This is a genomic window from candidate division WOR-3 bacterium, assembly GCA_013177935.1.
Classification (GTDB): domain Bacteria; phylum Hydrothermota; class Tepidihabitantia; order Tepidihabitantales; family Tepidihabitantaceae; genus Tepidihabitans.
On record JABLXZ010000003.1, the window covers coordinates 100,908 to 121,848 of the forward strand.

The window sequence follows — 20,941 nt, forward strand, 5'->3', positions numbered from 1 at the left end:
GGTACGGCTGAGGGCTTACGTATTTTTTATATTTATTCTATTGGGTGTTCGCTGCAAAGAGGGCTCAATGCCGGATGTTAGCGAAGGGTTGCCGGACCAGATTGTACACGAGTTTGTGCTGCAGGAGTCGGCAAGTGGTCGGCGACTTTACCGGCTGACAGCGATTGAGGCGGTGGTACTTGAACGGGAGGGACGAATTGATGTTAAGTCTCCTGAGGTCGTGTTTTACGATGATGGTGGAGCGGTCTATTCAAGGCTGCGGGCTGATGCCGGGGTTGTATTGAGCCGAAACGAGGATTTGGTGGCACGGGGTAATGTGGTGGTGGAAACCGCGGAAAGCACCCGACTTTACACCGATTCTCTGGTCTGGAACAACACCCGTAAACTTATTCTGACCGACGCCGTAGTGACAATCGAGTCACCCAAAGGCAGAATCGTTGGTAAGGGTTTGGTGGCGGATGCCGGACTGAACAAAATTGAGATTGTCAGTGAGGTGCGCGGGAGTTCCAACTATGAGTTTGCGCCGTAAGATTGCCTGCGGTTTCGGTTTTTTGATTCTTAGCGAAATTGGGTTCGGGGCTGATATCTATGCCCGAAAGATGGAGATTGTAAAGACGCCGACCGGTCCCGCGACAGTGTTTCGCGACAGTGTGGCGATAATCGAAGACGGGACAGTTTTGGTCAGCCGGCAGGCGGTGATACAGGAGCGGGCAGGCTGGGCAGTATTATCGGAATCGGTCTATATCCGGACTCCGGAGGCGCAGGTGTGGGCAGATTCGGTAATGTACGACTTTAAAGAAAAAAAGGCGACAATCCTGGCACCAGTGCGAGAGAGCGTTGTTGTTAAACAGGAGTCAACTGTCATCCGGGCACCGCAGGTTGACTACTTAATTGGCAGGCGGTGGCTCGGAGCACCACGGGGATTGGAGATTACCAATGAGGGTGGTTATTTTTTAACCGGTGCCCGGGGCAGTTATGATTTAAACGAGCGGACCGGAGTTGTTGATTCCGCACCACTGCTGACGATTGAGCGAGAACAGGCGCCGGTTCAGGTGACGGCAAATCGGATGCTTTATCAAGAGGCAGGTGCGGTTGCCCGGGCTGAAGGTCAGGTTCGAGTTCAGTCCGCGGCAAGTTCGCTTTTGTGCGATACCGCGATATTCTTTCCTAATCGCGATTCAGGATTTGCCTGGGGCAGTCCGGTACTCGAAGACAGCGCGGGTCGTGCCGAGGGAGATACGGTTGTGTTTCTTGTTTCCAGTGGTACCCTGCGCGAGGTCGCGTTGCGGGGCAGAACGACCGGAAGGTATCGAACCGAAGGTGGTGATACGGTGGTGGTTCAGGGAAAGGGGATTTCGGTTTTGATTACCGAAGGCAAAATCGAGCAGATTGAGGTGGCGGAGTTGAGTTCAGGACAGTTGATTCGGAAGGCAGTGAAGCGATGAAACTGATTGCTGAGGGCCTGGTTAAGTCTTACGGCGGTCGCAAGGTGGTAAATCGGGTTTCGCTGGAGTTGAGCCGGGGCGAGGTTGTCGGGCTTTTGGGACCGAATGGCGCGGGGAAAACAACAACCTTCCATATGATTACCGGTTTTATCAAGCCCGAGCAGGGTAAGATTTTTCTCGATGGAATGGACATCACCCATATGCCGGTTTACAAACGGGCGCGACAGGGAATCGGGTATCTTTCCCAGGAGCCATCGGTATTTCGCAGGTTGACGGTTGAGGAGAATATCAGGGCGATTCTTGAGATGCTGGGTGTACCCAGAGATGAGCAGCGGCGTCAGGTTGATGAACTGTTAGACAAACTGAATATCGCGCATCTGGCGCATCAGCGCGCCGGCACACTTTCCGGTGGTGAGCGCCGACGGGTTGAACTTGCCCGGGCACTGGCACCAAAGCCCGCTTTTCTCTTACTGGATGAGCCGTTTACTGGAGTTGACCCGATTGTTCGAGCCGAGATTCAAAAGATTGTCCGGCGACTGTGCGAGGAAGGGTTGGGAATTTTAATCACCGACCACAATGTCCGGGAGACGCTGGAGATTACCGAAAGGGCGTATTTGATGTATGATGCACAGGTTTTGATTTCCGGTACCGCGGCGGAGTTGATTCAGAACGAACGGGCACGGGAAGTTTATCTCGGGGAGAAGTTTCAAATATGAGTGGTGACAGGATGCGGATGGGGCAAAATCTTGAACAGCGGCTGGAGCAACGGTTGACGCCGCAGTTGATAATTAATATGAAACTGCTTCAGTTGCCGATAATGGAACTGGAGCAGTTGATTCGAAATGAACTTGAACAGAATCCAGCACTGGAGCAGGTTGAAGGCGATGGCGGAATTGATGTTGAAGAGTCCGGTTGGGATGGCGAGGAGTCAAATGAGCCGGGCAAGGTTGAGGAAAGTACTGTTGACCAGGTTCCTGAGGGCGATTTGGCAAGCGGCTCCGATAAACTGGAAATAGCCGCGAATACCGAAAATGAGGAGTACTCTTTTGAAGAGTTGTTGCCACCTGATGGCTGGGAAATTCTCCCGGGTTCTTCAACCCAGGGCGATGATGGGGAGCTGGCACGAGCTGAGGTTATGGCGGACCCACGAATTACGCTGCGGGAAACGGTTTTACCTCAATTGCAAGCGATGCTATCGCCGGACGATGCGGTCATTGCGGAAGAGGTTGTTGAGTGGCTGGATGAAGATGGATTTTTAACGGTACCGCTCGAGGAGCTGGCTGAGAGGTTAGGAAGAGAAGAGTCCCGTTTGCGGGAGATAGTTTACCATTTACAGCGCATTCCACCCGGGGGTATTGGTTGCCGTAATGCCCGGGAGTCGCTTTTAGTTCAACTTGAGGTTAAAGGGTGTGCACCGGATTCGCTCGAGTGCCGATTGATCGCCGAGGGCTGGGAGTTGCTGGAGCGGCGCGATATCGCTCGGCTGTCAAAGAAATTGGGGCGAAGTGAAGATGAAATTAAACAGGCGATTTCTCGATTGTGGGGACTCGAACCCAGGCCGGCGCGGCGTTTTGTTGACAATGCGGTACAGTATGTTTCACCCGATTTCTCAGTTGTGTGGCAGGGTAACAGATTAGTCCCGATTGTGAACGACGAGTCGGTGCCGCGGCTGCGTGTCTCCCGGTACTTCCTTGAGGTGCTCCGGAACCCCCGGCAATATTCCCGGGAACAGGTCGAGTATGCCAAGAAGCGGGTTGAGGCGGCACGCCAGTTGCTTAAGGCGCTGGAATCCCGACGCCGGATGCTGCGGCGGCTGGTTGAGTTAATCGTTGAGTTGCAGCGGGACTTTTTTGTGGGCGGACCAGAGCATCTAAAGCCTGCCACCCTGCGCGCGGCGGCTGAGGTGCTTGGTGTGCACCCGGCAACGGTGTCCCGTGCGATCAGTGGTAAGTATATTGAGACCCCGAACGGCATTTTCCCGCTCAAGTTCTTCTTTCAGTCCGGGACCGAGGATGTATCCCGGGCGTCAATCAAGGAAAAAATCAGGGCGATGATAGAAGCGGAAGATAAAAGGTCGCCGTTGAGCGACGATGAGATTGCTGTTCGCCTGAAAACTGAGGGGATTGAAATTTCGCGACGGACGATTGCCAAGTACCGGAGTGAGATGGGAATACCTGGTTCCAGCGAAAGAAAGAGTTTTTAAAGATGCATTTTGTTGTTGGTACTGCTGGACATATTGACCATGGTAAAAGTGCACTGGTCAAGGCGTTGACCGGGACTGACCCGGATCGGTTGAAAGAGGAGCAGGAACGGGGAATGACAACCGATTTAGGGTTTGCCTTCTTGGGTGACGATATTACGATTATTGATGTCCCGGGACACGAGAAGTTTGTTCGGCATATGTTAGCCGGTGCCAGTACAATCGATTTGGTGATGCTGGTGGTGGCGGCAGATGACGGGGTAATGCCGCAAACCCGGGAGCATTTTGAGATTTGTCGGCTTTTAGGGATTAAAAAAGGGCTGGTGGTGCTTAACAAGATTGACCTGGTCGATGAAGATTGGCTCGAAATGGTGCGGCTGGATGTTGCGGAACTGGTGCGGGGTTCTTTTCTCGAAGGGGCACCGGTGGTTGCGGTTTCAGCCCGAACCGGCGCAGGAATTGAGGAGTTGAAAAAAGTTCTGTATCAGGTGACCAAGACGGTTGAGCCCAAACCGGACCGGGGTGTTTTTCGGTTGCCGATAGACCGTTGTTTTACAATAAAAGGGTTTGGCACGGTGGTTGCAGGCACGGTGCTTTCCGGAACCTGTCGGGTTGGAGACCGGTTGGAACTTTTGCCCCAGGGTATAGAGGTGCGAGTCCGGGGAATTCAACGCCACAATAAACCGGTTGAATACACCGTGGTGGGCGAGCGTGCCGCTTTGAACCTTCAGGGGGTGGAGGTTGATATGATTGTGCGTGGCAACATTCTATCAACTCCGGGTTATTATCGACCGACTACGGTGTTTAACGGTTCGTTTTATCTTTTGAAAGATGCGGGCAAACCGTTGCGTAATATGACGCGGGTTCATCTTCACATTGGAACTGCGGAGGTGATGTGCCGGGTGTGTCTTCTTGATAAGAAGGAGCTTCAGCCCGGTGAAGAGTGCCTGGTTCAGATTCGAACCGAGAGCCGGGTGGTGTGCGATTGGAACGACCACTATGTGATTCGGCACTACTCACCCCAGCAGACAATCGGGGGTGGTGTTGTGCTTGAGGCGCAGGGTAAAAAGGTGCGCCGGTTTGATGATGAGACATTGAGCAGATTGCAGGAGTTAAAGTCAGGTAAACGAGGTGCGGTTCTGGAGCAGTTTTTGATTAAGTCCGGGTTTGATGTAAAAACTATAGGAGCCATCTCCCGGGAACTGGCGCTAACCGAATCGGATGCTCAGCGGATGGCGGATTTTCTTGTTAAAGATGGTAAGGCGCGCTGGGTCGAATGGGAAGGGAAGAACTATTTGATACTTGAGCGAGTGATTGCTGATGGGTTAGAAAAAATTAAAGAGGTGTTAAGGGAGTATCATCAGGTAAACCCGCTTCGGGTCGGAATGAAACGGGCTGAGGCGCGAGTAAAGTTAGCACAGGCGCCCGCGTTGTTTGAGACCTTGGTCAGGATGCTAAAAGAGCAAGGTGTGGTGAGTGAAGAAGGGGACCGGTTGCGCCTCGCAACCCATCAGGTGAAATTAAACCCGCAGGAGCAGGCGATTTTTGAGCGGGTGGTACAGGCATTAAAACAGGCAAAATGGCAACCGCCTGATACCGATGAAGTTTTTGCCGGGATCGAGAAAAAACTTGCGGACCGGGTGAAAACAGCACTGCTGGAAACCGGCGAGATTGTTGATATTGGCGAAGGAGTGCTTTTACATTCGGAAATGGTGGCGGAAGCGGAAAAAATATTGAAGGAGCTTTTTATTAGGAAATCGGAACTGACCGCCTCGGAGTTCAGGCAGGCACTGGGTACAACCCGAAAGGTGGCGATTCCGCTTTTGAACTACTTTGACCGGACCGGTCTTACCCAGCGCCGTGGTGATATACGGGTGCTAAGGCAGAATAAAGAGCCAAAATAAAGGAGTGTATGGCAAAACGCGGAATACTGGCAACTGTTACCTGTGCCGGCTGAGCGTCGAAACTGAGTAAGGCGCAGTTGGCGCAGGCATTAGCCGGGCTGGAGCAGCCCGAGGACCCGAGACTTTTGGTTGGTATCAATACGGCAGATGATGCGGGGGTATTTCTTTTAACGGACGGGCTGGCGCTGGTGCAAACGGTTGACCTGTTGACACCGATGGTGGAGGACCCATACACCTTTGGCCGAATTGCGGCGGCAAACTCGCTTTCCGATGTTTATGCAATGGGCGGAGAACCCTTGACGGTGCTTAACATTGTGGGTTTCCCGGCGCCGCTGGACAAGACCATTCTGCGAGAGATTTTAAGGGGTGGTCAGGATACGGTGAAACAGGCGGGAGCGGTTGTTGTTGGGGGCCATACCTTTAATGAGAAGGAGATAAAATACGGTCTGGCGGTAACCGGACGAATTGACCCGAAGCGGATTGTAACCAATGCCGGGGCAAAGTTAGGTGATGTTCTTGTGCTGACCAAACCGCTGGGTATCGGTGTCTATGCGCAGGCGGTGATGACGCTGGACCAGGTGGACCCGATTTTTGAGCAGGCGGCAAAGGATTCAATGATGCGGTTGAACCGGGATGCGGCGACGATAATGGTTGCCTGTGAAGCGAGTGCGGCAACCGACATTACCGGTTATGGCCTTCTTGGCCATACCCAGGAGATGGCTGAGGCTTCGAGCGTGAGAATCAGGATTTATGCCGAGCGGGTGCCAGTTTTACCCCGGGCAAAAGAACTGGCGAAAACACTTATTGACCCGGGGGTTTTAATGAATGAGAATTCGTTTGGTAAGCAGGTGGAATGGAAAAGTCCGGTGCCTGACGAGATTAAAAATCTGCTCTGGGAGTCGGAAAGTTCGGGTGGACTTTTAGTGGCGTTAAAGCCAGAAAAGGTAGGGGTATTTCAGAGCCGGGCAAAAGAGGTCGGAATTATCGCACCGGTTATCGGCGAAGTTGTTCAGGGTCAACCCGGGACAATTGAAATAGTGTAAAGATCAGGCTTCTACCATTTCCGGTGGCGCCGGGTTGGTGATGATGACAATGGCACCGGTTATGGCTCCGTTACGGTCGCGCAGGGTTTCAAAGCAGAGTGCCGAGCCGGGTAGTTCAGGAAGAATCTCACACTCCTGGTGGCTGGAACTGCCAGAAAGGATTTGTTCAAGCCGGGGTTTAAGTACGGCGAGGTTGGGCAGGTCTTTTATGTTATGGCCAATGCTGTCAGAAGATTTGATACCCAGGAACGGTTCTGCAGCCGGATTGGCATAGACAATTTTCGGTTCACGGTCGAACACAATGACCCCTTCATTGATGTTGTTGGCAAGCAATCGGAAGCGCCGTTCCAGTTCAAGGATGTAGTTGGCTTTGCGCTCGTCAAAATCCCGCAGGTGAGCAAACGCCCGGTTTAGTTGACGGGCAAGGTCGCCCAGTTCATCATTTGCCGGCAGTGTCACTCTAATGTTTAAGTCACCCTGTTCGGCTCGAATCAGGGCGTTGTTTATCCTCTTGATAGGCAGGACAATGGAACGGGGTAAACGGACAATAAGGTAGACAAGTACAGCGGTTAGGACGATGATGGCGGAGATGATATTGCGCTGACTCCAGTTGAAGAGGCGGGTGATTCTTGATTTGTGTTCAGCGATACGCTGGTTGGCATGAGCCATTATCTTTTCCCCGGCGGTAATGATTTTCTGGGCGGTTTCATTCATACGCTGGGCAAACAGCTGGTTGACGATTCCGGTCAGTTCGGTCCGTTCAATCTCCTGGTCAATTAAACTGATTGCGGTCAGGAGGGAGTCTTTCAGTCTCGGGTTTTGGGTTTCTTCCAGTTCCGCCACCATCTGGCGATGAGTCTCGCGCAGCTTTTGAAGTTCGCTGCGAGCGGGCGAGCGTAAGCGGACAGTTCTCATCATAAAAAGCGAATCAAGAAGCCGGCGATAGGTCAGAAGAGCGTTGATAAGTGAGTCAAAGTTTTGTGTCAGTTTTGGGTCGAGCCGCCGTGCCCGCTCACAGAGGAGTGCAATTTGAACAAGACGAGCGCGACCGGCAGAAAGGTAAAAGGTGTCGTTGTAAATCAAGAAGTTCCGTTCTAAGTTACGGACTTCAAGAAAGTTATGGACGATGGTGTTACCGGTTCGGAGCAACTCGGTATCCTCTTCGGCGATGACATTGGCAAGGGAGTTCATCTGGCTCGCATAGTAAAGGGCGAGGATGGTAACGGGCAGGACAAGAATTGCCGAGAAAATCATCGCCAGAGCGATGCGCCCGCGAATCGAAAGACGGCGCCGGTCGTGGTTGTTGTTACCCATAGTTATTCACTTTCCTGTGGTTCCACCTTTTTCCGGGCATCAGGTTCCGCGCCCTGGGCAAGGCGTTCAATATCCTCATCGTTGCCGACCACGACGAGGATGTCGTCTTGCTCAATGATATCATCCGGTCCAGGCAGGTCGTTAATCTGTTCTTTGAAGCTGCTTTCGCCTTCCGGGGTGATAACCGGAACCTTCTTTTTGATGGCGATAATGTTCACCCCGTAACGCCGGCGAATGTCCAGTTTGCCCAGTTTCTTGCCAATCATATGACGGGGTGCGTGCATCTCTATCAGACTGTGATTGCTGGTCAGCGGGATTTGTTCTAAAAGGTCCGGGGTGATGAGGCTTTTCGCAAGATGGTCTGCCATCTGTTCTTCAATCAAAATGGTTCGGTCGGCACCGACATCTTTGAGAATCCGGGCAAACAGTGATGAGGCGGCGCGGGCAATTACCTGACCGGCACCCAGTTTTTTCAAAAGCGAGGTGGTGATGATTGCTGCCTCCATGCGCTCGCCCATTGCCACCACCACGGCATCGACATCGAGAACCCCGGAGTGAGCGAGTGCCTCCTCATCGGTGGAATCCAGACATAGCGCCTGGGTGACATCATCCTTTATTGCCTCAACTCTTTTCGGGTCCGCGTCAATCGCAATTACTTCAGCGCCTTTTTCCATTAAGGTGCGAGCCACGCGGGCACCAAAGGTGCCCAGACCGATTACTGCAAATTGTCTCATATTATTAACCTCCTTGTTGTTCCTAGGTTTTGGTTTGTATTGCCCACATCAGGCGAGGGTGGATTATTAGTAGAGAGGATACTGGTCATCAGTCCCCGGTTTTCGGCCCTTTTTGTTGGGCTCAGGGCAAGCTTTGTATTTCGCACACTAAAGACTAACGCCATAACATCAGCCGACAATAATATCAGCCTCGGGATGGGCAACCAAAGGTGTTTTCTTTGTGCCTACCAGTGCGAAGGTGAGGGCAAATGGGCCCACCCGGCCAAAGAACATAGTGAAAATAAGGAGTAGTTTACCCAATACGCTGAGCTGTGCGGTTATACCAGTAGATAGACCAACTGTGCCTAAAGCGGAGATAGTTTCAAACAGGAGGGCGAGGAAATTTACTGATTGGGGCAGTCGGGAACTACTTTGCATCTCAGTAGAGGTGAGGATCAAGACGGTGACCGCTCCCCACAAAAGGAATGCGGTTGCGATTGCCGCAGCGGTGCTGACAGTCTGACTGTTGATTCGACGCTGAAATACAACAGGTGACTTGCGATTTCGGAGATGGGCGGAGAGTGAAAGAAAGAGCACACTGAAGGTTGTGGTTTTTATCCCGCCGCCGGTTCCACCCGGTGAGGCGCCAATGAACATCAGAAGGAGAAGGAGGAACAGACTGGTTGAAGTCATTCCTCCAATATCCACGGTATTGAATCCGGTCGTTGTTGCTGCGCTGATACTCTGGAAGGAAGCGGTGAGTACTCTTTCTACAATTGTGAGCTGCGGTGGTTGCCAGTCCGCAAAAAGGATAAAGAGCGTACCTGAAAGAATTAAGATTCCGGTAGTGGTGAGTGCGAGTTTGGAGTGAGTTGACAATCGGTGGGGTGCAGAAGATGCGCCAGAGCGGTGGCACCACTGATAGAAGTCAAATATGACAAAGAAACCAAGACTGCCGGCAAGACAAAGCAGTGCAATGGTGAAGTTGAGAAGGAGACTGTTACGATAGGCTATAAAACTCCCCGCCCCGAGAGTGAAGCCAGCGGTGCAAAATGCGGAGACAGAATGGAATATGCTCCAGTAAAGGGCACGTGTCAGTGGAAAGTACCGGCTGAACTCAACAAAGAGGAGCAGGGCACCACCGACTTCAAATAGGAGAGTTATGGCGACAACGGCGCGGACGAAACGTTTCACATCAAGAGTGAAAGGCTGGGCAATGGATTCGCGGAACAGGGTCCTAAGATTAACCGACAACCGCCCGGTAATGCCGAGCATCGCAAAGCCAATAAATGCCATATAACCCACGCCGCCGATCTGAACTAAAAACAAAATTACCAGCTGTCCCAAAAGTGTGTAATAACTCTCGATATTTACCACCGTAAGACCGGTTGTTGAAATAGCGGAGGTAGCAGTAAAGAGGGCGGTAAGAAGGCTTGCACCACGACCATCAGTAGTTGCATGAGGAAGGGTGAGTAGGAGTGTGCCAATGGCAATTGCTGCCACAAAACCCAAGACCAGGAGTCGTACCGGATGTTGACGCAGGTTACCGAAGCGAGGGGTAGCAAAACTCGCACGGGAAAGGCGCATAGAGATATTTACCATCTGATAGAGAACGAGGAGAGGTAGAACAAGACGCTGAAAGATTAGAGTGGGGATTAAGAGAATTGCAATGCAGTAGTCAAATATCTGTCGGGTTCGGGATAGGCTAACCGATGGTCCGATAATTTTGTTAAGAATGATTTCGGTCAAGATTCCCAATCCAGCGATGTTCACAAGTAGCCGGATTAAAAGCGATACAATCGGTCCAAACGAGAGACGATAGCCTTGGAAAAGGAGGACGAGGATTATCGCAACAAAAACCAGTCCGAACACACAATAGGAAAAGAGGTTTAACCAGTTAGGTGCGGGTCGGGTAGTTTTGATAATCCGGAAACGTTTAACTAACATATTATTTATTATTTAAATAACAAAGACAAAGGTAATATAGGTTGCGCATGAGGCTTATTTAATAGATATTTTCATTTGACTGAGGTTAATTGTAGCGAAAAATTTCCCTTTGGCAAGATGGGGCAATGTTTCACTTTTGACTCAAATAAAAAGCGCCAGCCCAAGCGCAGCGATAAGCCCGAGTGCGCTGCCGAATAAAAATGGTGCCTGAGGTCCTAACAGGCTCCAGAGCCCACCGGCGATGAGCGAAGCGGGTAAGAGCCCGATGCCGGTAAGGGTGGCGTGTAAGCCAATAAAGGTTGCCCTTTGTTCTACGGGTGCGAGGTCGGTAACGAGCGCCTTCTCCTGTCCTTCGGTTAATGCGCTGAAAATGCCATAAACGGCAAACAGAATGTAGGGTAGAACCGCCCAGCTTTCCGGTTTGAGAAAGGCAAAGCCGGAATACACCAAGCCATAAAGTCCATAACCAATAACTAACAGGCGTTTTCGGCCAATTTTATCGGACAATCTACCCGCGGGATAGGAGAAGATGGAGTAGGTGATGTTGTAAATAAGGTAGAGGATAAGGACCGATATGGTGGTCCAGCCGATATTTTTCATTCTTAGCAGGAGGAATCCGTTGGAGGAGTTACCCAGTGCGAAACAGGTGACGATGATAAGAAAAGAGCGCAGTCTTGGCGTAAGCCCTTTCCAGGTGATTCTGGGTCGGGACGGTGCGCAGGTCGCAACTCTTTTTTCCCGGGCAAAAAAGAGGACAATAACACCTAATAATGCGGGGATTAATGACAGGAGGAAGATTTGCTGGAATTTATGAGGGGTGAGGTTTGCGCCCAATCGCGCGGTAATGTAGATGGCGAGCAGAACACCGATGACCGCGCCAAGGGTATCCATCGCCCGATGAAGACCAAATGCTCTGCCCCGGTTGCTTGCTGTCGTGCAGTCGGCGATGAGGGCATCGCGCGGGGCAACTCTGATTCCTTTGCCGATGCGGTCAATCATCCGGCCGGCAAAAACCAGACCCCAGTTTTGCGATAGGTAAAGCAGAAGTTTCCCGATGGTTGAGCCCGAATACCCTAAAATGGCAAGCGGTTTGCGTCGTTGCAGGCGGTCGGATATTGTTCCGGAAAACACCTTGAGAATCGAGGCGGTACTTTCGGCAAAACCTTCAATAAGACCGAGAATTGCCGGTTGCGCCCCAAGCGTGGCAAGATAGAGCGGTATTAACGGGTAAACCATCTCGGTTGAGATGTCGGTTAGAAGGCTGGTAAAACCGGTGATAATGATGTTGAACATTGATTCTAAGTTAAGTATAGAGGTGAGCGGATAGCTGTCAAACTACAAAGTCAGGAGCCGGGGATACCATCTCAAGCATTCTTTTTCAAATGACTATCGTTTTGTCAGTCGTGAGGTTGAGTAGGACGGTAAAATCGTCCGGCACAATCAGGAAATGCCTGGTAATTTTAACTTGAAGAGAAATGGGCAAAGGAAAGGCAGGAGGCGAAGGTTATTCTGCAGTAGAGAAAGAACTTAGATGTTTAAGGGGGTGACCGGCAATAATTGGAAGCAAAATTTATTGGAGGAGACCGGACAAAATAACCTCCAAAAGGGTTCAGGGAGCCGTTCCAGGAACGACTCCCGGAGTGGTTACCGGATTAAATTGCCGAACGCTTTTGGGGACCCGTTTAGAGACAGAACCCGGTTGGGTCTTTATAAAGATAAGAGGCAGACCGTTACAAATTATTAAGTTTGACCGTAACGGATTGTTGACTTATAGTTCATTTTCAGTTATAATTGAAAACGGTGGTTGCGGAAGGAAGGATAGGGTTGTTTCTCGTTTTGGCTTTTACTGCCGTATTTCCGGCAGAAAGTCCTCTTACACAATTCAATCGGGTGTGGACCGAAAGTCGGGTTGAGGATTTTACCGATGGCCAGCTCGACCCGATGATGTATGTATCCCGGCGCACGGCTGCTGACCCAGATTCGGGCTGCATTGAATTCTTTTCCCGTTTTGACCTTGATAACAATGGCTATTTTGACCTAATAAGTGCCGATGACTCAGGTCCATATCTGCGGGTTTATTTTGGTTCTCCATCCGGCTACAGTGTAGCGAACAGCCGATACTATCCTGTTGCTGGCGGTGGTAATGTTGATGTAGCGGATTTGAATCTTGATGGCAATGCCGAACTGATTCACTCGGGCTGGCGGAGCGGGCATATTACAATTTACTGGGGAACAGACTCCGGACCTTCACCGGTTGATACCACCTGGGTGGTGATTTCCGGGCAGAGTGAAGCGGTTACGGTTTACGACCTGGACCGGGACTCTTATCTTGACATCATTGCCGGGTCAGACAACGGAATGGTTTATATCTTCTGGGGCGGTGCCGATGGTTATAGCAGTAGCCGTCGTTCCAGCATCTTCTTGAACGGTTCGGTTGGGCACAACCTCGAGGTGGCTGATTTTGATAAAGATGGGTTTGGCGATATTGTGGCGTCACTCTGGAGCAGAAATCAGGCACCAGTAATTTACTGGAGTTCGGGCCGTTCACCTCGGGGAATAGTGTGGCTGCCGGTTTCGGGCAATAACCCGCATGGCGTCACGGTTGCCGATTTCAACGACGACGCCTGGCTCGATTTGGTGTTTACCGGTTACGACACGGTTACCTCGGCATTTATCTACTATGGCAGCGCGAGCGGCTTTTCTATAACCAACCGGGAGATAGTTCATCCGGGCCAATGCTATGGAGGGAGCGCCGCGGTTTTGTGGAATTACGACAAGACGCTGGACCTGGTTTTCTATCGGGGCGATTGGGGAAGAAATGTTGCTTATCGACCACGGGTCTATTTTAACCGTCCCGATACCGCACCTTATTTCAGTGATGACCGTTTCAGTGAAATTGGGGAACTGGAGTTTAACGCCTCAGGCGGTCTTATTGCCGATTTAAACTACGACGGGTTTCAGGACATCTTCATCAACAATATGATGCCCGACAGTGCCAGTTTTATCCTCTGGGGGCCGTATTACAACTCCGTAACCGCGCTTCCGGTTGACCGCGACCATCACGGTTTGTGGCGCGAAGTGGGTAATATTTATACCCGGGGCTTCTATGCCCGGTATCTATCTTCCATTTACTATGTTGGGGAAGATTCGGTTATTGATGGCGGCAGTTGCTCCTGGGTTGCCAATGAACCACCTGGGTCTTCAGTGGGAATTGAAGTGCGGGCAGGGAATACGCCTGTGCCGGACGGAACCTGGACCGAATTTACACCGGTTCTAATTAATGGCGGCAGCCTGCCTCAGACAGTAAGCGGATATCGGTATCTTCAGTACCGGACATTTTTCTCCTATTCTCGCCCGTGTTATTTACCGTATCTTGAGCGGGTGAGCTTTAACCTTACTCTGCGACCGTTGATTGATGTGGCGGTGCGTGAGGTTATTGCGCCCCGGGGTGAGGTGGACTCTGGTAGTGTGGTAACACCGCGGGTGGTGCTTGAGAACCTTTACTCCGGCACACCGGTTGCGACGGTGACGCTTAAAGTCGGGGACGATTACTTTGCGGTGCGGACCGAGACGCTACCGCCTTTAGCGTTAGACACGGTGGTATTTGCCGACTGGCAGGCGAATGTCCTTGGGGTGCATGCGGTGCGGTGTTCTGTGTCTGTGGTGGGTGATGAGAACCCTGCCAACGACACGCTCAGCACTCTGGTGGAGGTGGTGATTGGCTCGGATGTGGGACCGGTGGCGATTGTCGCGCCGCCGGTGCGTGCTGAGTCGGGTGCGGTTTATCTGCCCGCGGTGGTGGTGGGCAACTTTGGCACCCGGCTTGAGATTTTCCCGGTGCATCTGGTTATCGGGGATGATTACCATCAGGTGGTGCTTGACACCCTGGGCCCGGGTGCGACTGACACGGTGACTTTTCCGGCCTGGGTGGCGCATCCGGTTGGGCAGGTTGTGGTGCGGTGTTCTACCGGACTGGACCGTGACCTGCGGCCTGCCAACGACACCCTTTCCCGGACAGTTGAGGTCGGGGTAGAGCTTGATGCGGCGGCGCTGGCAATCCTGGCGCCTGCGGGAGTGGTGGATTCTGGGAGCGTGGTGGTGCCGCGGGCGCTGGTTGCCAACTACTCTACGGGTGCGCAGGCAATACCGGTGCGGTTGTGGATTGATGGTGGTTACAGTGACATTGACACGGTGCTGGTGGCAGCCGGTGATACGGTACTTGTGTCCTTTGCCTCCTGGGTAGCGTCGCCGGTGGGTGTACTCACGGTGCGCTGCTCCACGGCGCTGGTGGGAGACACAATTTTTGCCAACGACACCGCTTCGGCACTGGTGACGGTAAGGGCGTTACCGGATGTGGAGCTGACATCGATTCTGGCGCCTTTGGGTGAGGTCGATTCGGGCAGTGTGGTAGTACCGCGGGTGGTGGTGCGCAACTTAGCGGCCCGTGTGGACACGGTGCCGGTGGCGATAGTGATTGGTGCGGTTTATGGTGACAGTGTGCGGGTGGTGCTGGGTGCGGGTGGTGTGGACACGGTGCAGTTTACCGCCTGGGTGGCATCACCGGTGGGTGTGCATCAGGTGGTGGCGTGGACCTATTTAACCGGTGACCGCGACCCGGGCAACGACACCGCCTATGCGCAGGTCGAGGTGGTGCGGCGTGAGGAGGTTGATGTTGGTGTGTGTGAGGTTATTGCGCCCCGGGGTGAGGTGGACTCTGGTAGTGTGGTAACACCGCGGGTGGTGCTTGAGAACCTTTACTCCGGCACACCGGTTGCGACGGTGACGCTTAAAGTCGGGGACGATTACTTTGCGGTGCGGACCGAGACGCTACCGCCTTTAGCGTTAGACACGGTGGTATTTGCCGACTGGCAGGCGAATGTCCTTGGGGTGCATGCGGTGCGGTGTTCTGTGTCTGTGGTGGGTGATGAGAACCCTGCCAACGACACGCTCAGCACTCTGGTGGAGGTGGTGATTGGCTCGGATGTGGGACCGGTGGCGATTGTCGCGCCGCCGGTGCGTGCTGAGTCGGGTGCGGTTTATCTGCCCGCGGTGGTGGTGGGCAACTTTGGCACCCGGCTTGAGATTTTCCCGGTGCATCTGGTTATCGGGGATGATTACCATCAGGTGGTGCTTGACACCCTGGGCCCGGGTGCGACTGACACGGTGACTTTTCCGGCCTGGGTGGCGCATCCGGTTGGGCAGGTTGTGGTGCGGTGTTCTACCGGACTGGACCGTGACCTGCGGCCTGCCAACGACACCCTTTCCCGGACAGTTGAGGTCGGGGTAGAGCTTGATGCGGCGGCGCTGGCAATCCTGGCGCCTGCGGGAGTGGTGGATTCTGGGAGCGTGGTGGTGCCGCGGGCGCTGGTTGCCAACTACTCTACGGGTGCGCAGGCAATACCGGTGCGGTTGTGGATTGATGGTGGATACAGTGACATTGACACGGTGCTGGTGGCACCTAATGATACGGTCCTTGTGTCCTTTGCCTCCTGGGTGGCGTCGCCGGTCGGTGTACTCACGGTGCGCTGCTCCACGGCGCTGGCCGGGGACACAAATGAGTTTAACAACCTGGCGGTTGATATGGTACAGGTAGTAACCCATCCCGATGCCGCGGTAACCGACATATATGCTCCAATCGGCGTGGTCGATTCCGGGGCGGTCGTTACTCCCTGGGCACGAATCTGTAATTATGGAAGTTCGGCGGTTGTTGTGCCGGTGCTGATGCGCATCGGCGATGATTACGAGGAGGTACGAACTAAATTTCTCAATACTGGGGCAAAGGATACTGTGGTCTTCCCGCAATGGATTGCGTCTCCGCTGGGAGTTCAGCCCGTGGTGTGTTCAACAATGGTGACGGGTGATGAAAATCCAGATAATGACCGGCGGGTTGATTCAGTCCGGGTGGTTAAGTTTGTTGATGTAGCGGCGCTGGCGATAATTGAACCGGTGGGCATAGTGGACTCCGGAGCGACTGTGGTACCGCGGGTGGTGATTGCCAATCTCGGCGTTTCGCCTGTTGATGTACCGGTAAGATTACAGATTGGGACAAATTACGATTTTTGGATAACAACACGGATATCACCTGGGGCGAGTGATACGATTTCTTTTCCCGAGTGGCAGGCGATAGAGTTGGGTGAACAAATGGTGCGCTGTTCGACAGCATTGGATGGCGACCTTAATGACGCTAATAATGTGGTCAACTCCACGGTTATGGTGGTGCGCCGCATTGATGCCGCCTGCAATGGGATACTATCGCCCCAAGGGATGGTGGAGCTGGGTGATAGCGTTGTTCCATCGGCGGTGATTGTTAACTACTCGACATCAACTCAGGAGATACCGGTTTGGATGTTAATCGGTGCCGGCTATAAAGATTTTCAGAGTAGAATTGTTGAGCCGGGGGAAAGTGATACGGTAACTTTCAGGCTGTGGCAGGCAGGGGGGCGCGGTTATATCGGCGTGAAATGCTCCACCGCGCTTGTCGGGGATGAGCGGCCTGAAAACGATGTTAAGGTTGAAAGTATTTTTGTCCGGAGTTATCCGGATGCGGCGGTGAATGCGATTCTTGCGCCAGCAGGTATTGTTGATTCCGGTCGCCGGGTAATACCGAAGGCGCTGGTTGCCAATCTCGGGTCAGCGCCTCAGATAATTCCGATAGAGATGCGGATTGGTGATTTTTATCGCTCATATCGGGAGAAGTTAATTGCACCGGGGCTGGTAGATACGGTGCTGTTTGATGATTGGTTGGCGGTTGAAGTTGGTCAACACAGCGTTAGGTGCAGCACCAGTCTTGAGGGAGACAGTAACCCTGCTAATGACTATCAGGATGCCCTGGTTGAGGTGTGCTGGCGTGATGTGGGCTGTGAGGCGATTCTTGCGCCGGTGGGTACGGTACCCGCTGGAGAAAGTGTAATTCCGTTAGTGCGGGTGCGTAATTTTGGTACGACAAGAGAGCGAATTCCGGCGCTGTTGCGCATTGGTGAACGTTATGCGGTTACTGTCTGGAGTGACACCATTGAGCCGAATAACGCGGCAGAGTTGACATTTCCACCGGTATTGATTGAGGAGGGAGAGCAGATTGTGAGTTGTTCGACAGCGCTCTCCGGCGATATGAATCTGGCAAACGATAAGATTGAAATTAGTGTTTTCGGAGTTACGCGAAACATTGACTTAGCCGCGGACAGCGCGGCGACAGTCCCGCCCGGTGGAATAGTTAATTATCGGTTGACCTGTTACAATAATGGCAATTTTGTTGATACCGTTGACATCGTTTCTTACCGGACGCGCGCTAACTGGGTTGTTGAATTCCTTGATTCGAGAGGAACGAATTACCTGAATGATAACAACGGTAACGGTATACCGGACCTTGGTTCAGTGCCGGCAGGCGGTGCGGTTGGATTTGTGGTGCGGGTGACGGTACCTTTCAATGAATTGGGGTTGATTGTTGACTCGACAGAGGTGGAGGCGATATCAGCGAGCAATCCGCTGGTGCGGGACCGGGTGCATTTGTTAACCGCGGTGGCGCCGGTTGTGAATTTAGTAATTCAACCTGACCAGTTTCATACCGTCGTACCCGGGCAGGCAAACAACTTCATTTTTACAATTAATAACTTCGGAAATATTCCGGATTACGCCGACCTGAGTTATCAAGTAACGCAAGGGGGATGGCAACATCGCTTCCTTGATGGAGGAGGAGCGGTACTCGAAGACCGTAACAACAACGGGCGCCCGGATATCGGCCCGATTGCACCTTATGGCGGGAGTACCGAGATAATATTTGAGGTTACTCCTTCCTGGTCAGCGATGTTAGGACAGCGGGATACCGCACGGGTGAGCATCTGGTCTTTTGCGGATAGCCGGGTGAGCGATGAGGCGGTGGCAATTGCCGAAGTGGATGGTGTGGTGACCGGGATTGACATCACGCCCGACCTGACCGATGTGCTGGCACCAGGCGAGAGCCGCGATTACGAGTTTACTGTTGTTACCACCGGAACAATCCGAACGATTGTCAATCTTGCTCTTATTGCTCAGGACAGTTCTTGGGGCTGGGAGTTGCTTGACCAAACAGGCAATATCCACCTGCGCGACTCGGACTTTGACCACGAACCGGACCTGGGATTTGTCGCGCCCGACACACCGGTTAAGTTTAAACTCAGGATAAAGGCACCACGCCTGACCCAGTTAGTCAACAGTTCCAATCCCAATGAGGCCGAATTCTCTTTACGGGCTCGTGCTGGTCAGGATTCAATGCTGTGCGATTCGGTGCGGTTGAGGTTTACCTTAACACCGCAGTTCCAGATTTTCTGTTATCGCCTGTCAGCGGAAGGCAGGATGCGGTTTATCTTCTCGATACCAGAACGGGGTGATGTGACGCTCTTGGTTTACAACCGTTTAGGAGAGCGGGTTCGAACTTTGCTGGACCGCGAGCGAAGCAGAGAGGGGATTTATGTTCTGGACTGGGACGGAACAAACGATGCGGGCAGAAGATTGGCACCGGGAGTTTATGTTTACCGGTTCGAAATGCGACCGGAGACCGGGCGATTACAGCGGCTGGTTAAGAAATTTGTGTTTACGCGCGGATGATGAATAGAAGGGTAATAAAATCAGTAGGATACCCGAGCCGAAACCGTATTATGATTGAGCAACGCGGCAGGAGAAGGCTGCGCATTGAGTTGTTTCGACCGTTTCGAATAACGGAGATGGTAAGAGTTTTAGGCAAGGGAGGGTTATGTTTGCGCTGGTGTTATTCACGCTCCTGACCAATTTTGGCTGGGGCAATGCGGGAAGTACCGCATTCCCTTTGCTCCGGGTTCCTTTAGGTGCGCGTCCCTGTGCGTTGGGCGAGGCGTTTACCGGTGCGGCGGATGATATCAACGCCATTTACTTCAATCCTGCAGGTCTGGGATACCTCGCTGATATACAACTTGCATTAGCCCATCAAGAATGGTTTGCCGATATCCGGGATGAAAATCTGAGTTTTATGGCACCGTTAGGTTCGGGGACTTTAGGCATAAGCGGTGTGCTGTCAACGATGCGCAATGTGGAAAACTGGTATGCCGGGGCGAGTTATCCGGAGACAATTGCCCTTTCGAGCGGTTATGCTACGGTTGCTTATGGGGTAAAACTGGGTGATGCGATTGCGTTCGGGATTGGCGCAAAAGGCCTCTATGATGCGCTTCCGGACGATAATGTTGGTCGCGGGGTGTGTTTTGACCTCGGGTTTTTGTATCGCATAAGGAGTGGTTTCCGGGTGGGCATCGCAATTCAGAATCTGGGACCGGGCATCAAATACGGCAGTGAGCGGTTTGCGCTGCCGCTGGGAGTTCGTACTGGAGTGAGTTATAGAGTAAATCGGGAGCGGTCGTGGTTGAATGGGCTCCGGGTTTTGTTTGATGCCAACGCTGCGCGGGGCGGTTTTCCGGATTTTCATTTCGGTATGGAGTATCCGCTTTACGAAATTCTTTTCTGTCGAATTGGGTACCGCTTGGGACCGCAGGACTACCGCTCGCTTTCACCCTGGGCAGGGTTTACCGCCGGTGTTGGTGTTGCACGGGAAAGGTGGGCGCTTGATTACGCTTATGTTCCCTACGGTGAACTCGGGGCGACTCATCGACTAACGATTCGCACCGGCTTTGCCCAGCCCGGTTACGGCAGGATTAGAATCCGGGTCACAGAAGTGGGAACCGGTTTACCGATTGCCCACGCCCATTTTACCATGGAGGGAACACATTTTGGACAGTCTTATACTGAGTCAAACGGCATCTTTGTTGTTGATGGTGTCCAGACCGGCTGGGTCAAGATTAAAGTGAATGCGGACAGTTTTTTCTCTCAAAGTGAGTCACTTTTTGTTGAACCGAGGGAAACCCATACGGTAAATTTTGTGCTGCGGCGGGCTGGTTATGGTTCATTGTGGGGCGGAGTTTACAGTGAGCGGAGCCGATGGCCTCTTGCCGCAAAAGTGCACTACTGCGGTCCGGATTCCGGGACGGTACAGACCAATAACATTGAAGGGAGTTTTGTTATCCGTAAACTGGCGGCAGGTTTTTATCGCCTGACGATAACACCGGACGACATTAGTTATCTTGCAACTGTTGATTCGCTCACGGTTGTGCCCGGGGCACTGGTATCACGCACCTTCTTATTGAAGGAGCGAGCGGCAGCCGGGGCAACCGATACGCTTGATAACGACGAAGTAAAGCAGGACAATCAGCAGCAATAGCAAAATTTTCCTTGACAACGGGTAAAAAAATATTATATTAAATCGTTGGTTCTTAAAAAGGAGGTACGATGGCATGCATGAAGCGCGGTGTTAAGAAAACCGCAAAGAAGACAGCGAAGAAGACCGTTAAGAAGACAGCGAAGAAAAAGAAATAGCTGT

At 52.5% G+C, this 20,941-nt stretch carries 12 protein-coding genes; 8 read left to right on the top strand and 4 right to left on the bottom strand.

Annotated elements, in window-relative coordinates:
* Positions 1-67 precede the first annotated feature (67 nt).
* The 6 genes from lptC to selD all read left to right on the top strand — a co-directional run bounded on the left by lptC (position 68) and on the right by selD (position 6,592).
* Positions 68-529: an LPS export ABC transporter periplasmic protein LptC gene (lptC, locus tag HPY86_06075; GenBank protein ID NPV14480.1), complete on the top strand. Its 462-nt coding sequence runs from the start codon at positions 68-70 to the stop codon at positions 527-529.
* Complete coding sequence (locus HPY86_06080) at positions 513-1,445, top strand: hypothetical protein (protein NPV14481.1); 933 nt, start codon at positions 513-515, stop codon at positions 1,443-1,445. Before lptC ends, HPY86_06080 begins: the two co-directional genes overlap by 17 nt.
* The gene (gene lptB / locus HPY86_06085) at positions 1,442-2,161 is read left to right on the top strand and encodes an LPS export ABC transporter ATP-binding protein (GenBank protein NPV14482.1); all 720 of its coding nucleotides are present in this window, start codon (positions 1,442-1,444) and stop codon (positions 2,159-2,161) included. Before HPY86_06080 ends, lptB begins: the two co-directional genes overlap by 4 nt.
* The gene (gene rpoN / locus HPY86_06090) at positions 2,158-3,648 is read left to right on the top strand and encodes an RNA polymerase factor sigma-54 (GenBank protein NPV14483.1); all 1,491 of its coding nucleotides are present in this window, start codon (positions 2,158-2,160) and stop codon (positions 3,646-3,648) included. Before lptB ends, rpoN begins: the two co-directional genes overlap by 4 nt.
* 2 nt (positions 3,649-3,650) lie before the next feature.
* Positions 3,651-5,549, top strand: coding sequence for a selenocysteine-specific translation elongation factor (selB, locus tag HPY86_06095; protein ID NPV14484.1), 1,899 nt, complete (start codon positions 3,651-3,653; stop codon positions 5,547-5,549).
* A 77-nt stretch (positions 5,550-5,626) separates the two neighbouring features.
* Complete coding sequence (gene selD, locus HPY86_06100) at positions 5,627-6,592, top strand: selenide, water dikinase SelD (GenBank protein ID NPV14485.1); 966 nt, start codon at positions 5,627-5,629, stop codon at positions 6,590-6,592.
* Positions 6,593-6,595: 3 nt separating this feature from the next.
* Here the strand turns inward: selD and HPY86_06105 are convergent, their stop codons facing one another.
* The 4 genes from HPY86_06105 to HPY86_06120 all read right to left on the bottom strand — a co-directional run bounded on the left by HPY86_06105 (position 6,596) and on the right by HPY86_06120 (position 11,859).
* Positions 6,596-7,906: a HAMP domain-containing protein gene (locus HPY86_06105; protein ID NPV14486.1), complete on the bottom strand. Its 1,311-nt coding sequence runs from the start codon at positions 7,904-7,906 to the stop codon at positions 6,596-6,598.
* 2 nt (positions 7,907-7,908) lie between these two features.
* The gene (locus tag HPY86_06110) at positions 7,909-8,640 is read right to left on the bottom strand and encodes a TrkA family potassium uptake protein (protein NPV14487.1); all 732 of its coding nucleotides are present in this window, start codon (positions 8,638-8,640) and stop codon (positions 7,909-7,911) included.
* Positions 8,641-8,808: 168 nt separating this feature from the next.
* Positions 8,809-10,566: a hypothetical protein gene (locus HPY86_06115; protein NPV14488.1), complete on the bottom strand. Its 1,758-nt coding sequence runs from the start codon at positions 10,564-10,566 to the stop codon at positions 8,809-8,811.
* A 141-nt stretch (positions 10,567-10,707) separates the two neighbouring features.
* Positions 10,708-11,859 (bottom strand): MFS transporter, encoded by a 1,152-nt coding sequence (locus HPY86_06120; GenBank protein ID NPV14489.1) that lies wholly within the window; start codon positions 11,857-11,859, stop codon positions 10,708-10,710.
* A gap of 507 nt (positions 11,860-12,366) precedes the next feature.
* Between HPY86_06120 and HPY86_06125 the strand changes: the two genes are divergently transcribed.
* Positions 12,367-19,146: a hypothetical protein gene (locus tag HPY86_06125; GenBank protein NPV14490.1), complete on the top strand. Its 6,780-nt coding sequence runs from the start codon at positions 12,367-12,369 to the stop codon at positions 19,144-19,146.
* A gap of 145 nt (positions 19,147-19,291) precedes the next feature.
* Positions 19,292-20,782 carry a PorV/PorQ family protein gene (locus HPY86_06130; GenBank protein NPV14491.1) on the top strand — a complete coding sequence of 497 codons (1,491 nt, stop codon included), beginning with the start codon at positions 19,292-19,294 and terminating at the stop codon, positions 20,780-20,782.
* The last annotated feature ends 159 nt before the right edge of the window (positions 20,783-20,941 follow it).

Excerpts from the sequence above, each read along its gene's own strand:
- lptB (NPV14482.1), top strand. The coding sequence starts at position 1,442 with ATGAAACTGATTGCTGAGGGCCTGGTTAAGTCTTACGGCGGTCGCAAG.
- rpoN (NPV14483.1), top strand. The coding sequence starts at position 2,158 with ATGAGTGGTGACAGGATGCGGATGGGGCAAAATCTTGAACAGCGGCTG.
- HPY86_06130 (NPV14491.1), top strand. The coding sequence starts at position 19,292 with ATGTTTGCGCTGGTGTTATTCACGCTCCTGACCAATTTTGGCTGGGGC.
- lptC (NPV14480.1), top strand. The coding sequence starts at position 68 with ATGCCGGATGTTAGCGAAGGGTTGCCGGACCAGATTGTACACGAGTTT.
- HPY86_06105 (NPV14486.1), bottom strand. The coding sequence starts at position 7,906 with ATGGGTAACAACAACCACGACCGGCGCCGTCTTTCGATTCGCGGGCGC.
- HPY86_06110 (NPV14487.1), bottom strand. The coding sequence starts at position 8,640 with ATGAGACAATTTGCAGTAATCGGTCTGGGCACCTTTGGTGCCCGCGTG.
- selB (NPV14484.1), top strand. The coding sequence starts at position 3,651 with ATGCATTTTGTTGTTGGTACTGCTGGACATATTGACCATGGTAAAAGT.
- HPY86_06115 (NPV14488.1), bottom strand. The coding sequence starts at position 10,566 with ATGTTAGTTAAACGTTTCCGGATTATCAAAACTACCCGACCCGCACCT.
- HPY86_06080 (NPV14481.1), top strand. The coding sequence starts at position 513 with ATGAGTTTGCGCCGTAAGATTGCCTGCGGTTTCGGTTTTTTGATTCTT.
- HPY86_06120 (NPV14489.1), bottom strand. The coding sequence starts at position 11,859 with ATGTTCAACATCATTATCACCGGTTTTACCAGCCTTCTAACCGACATC.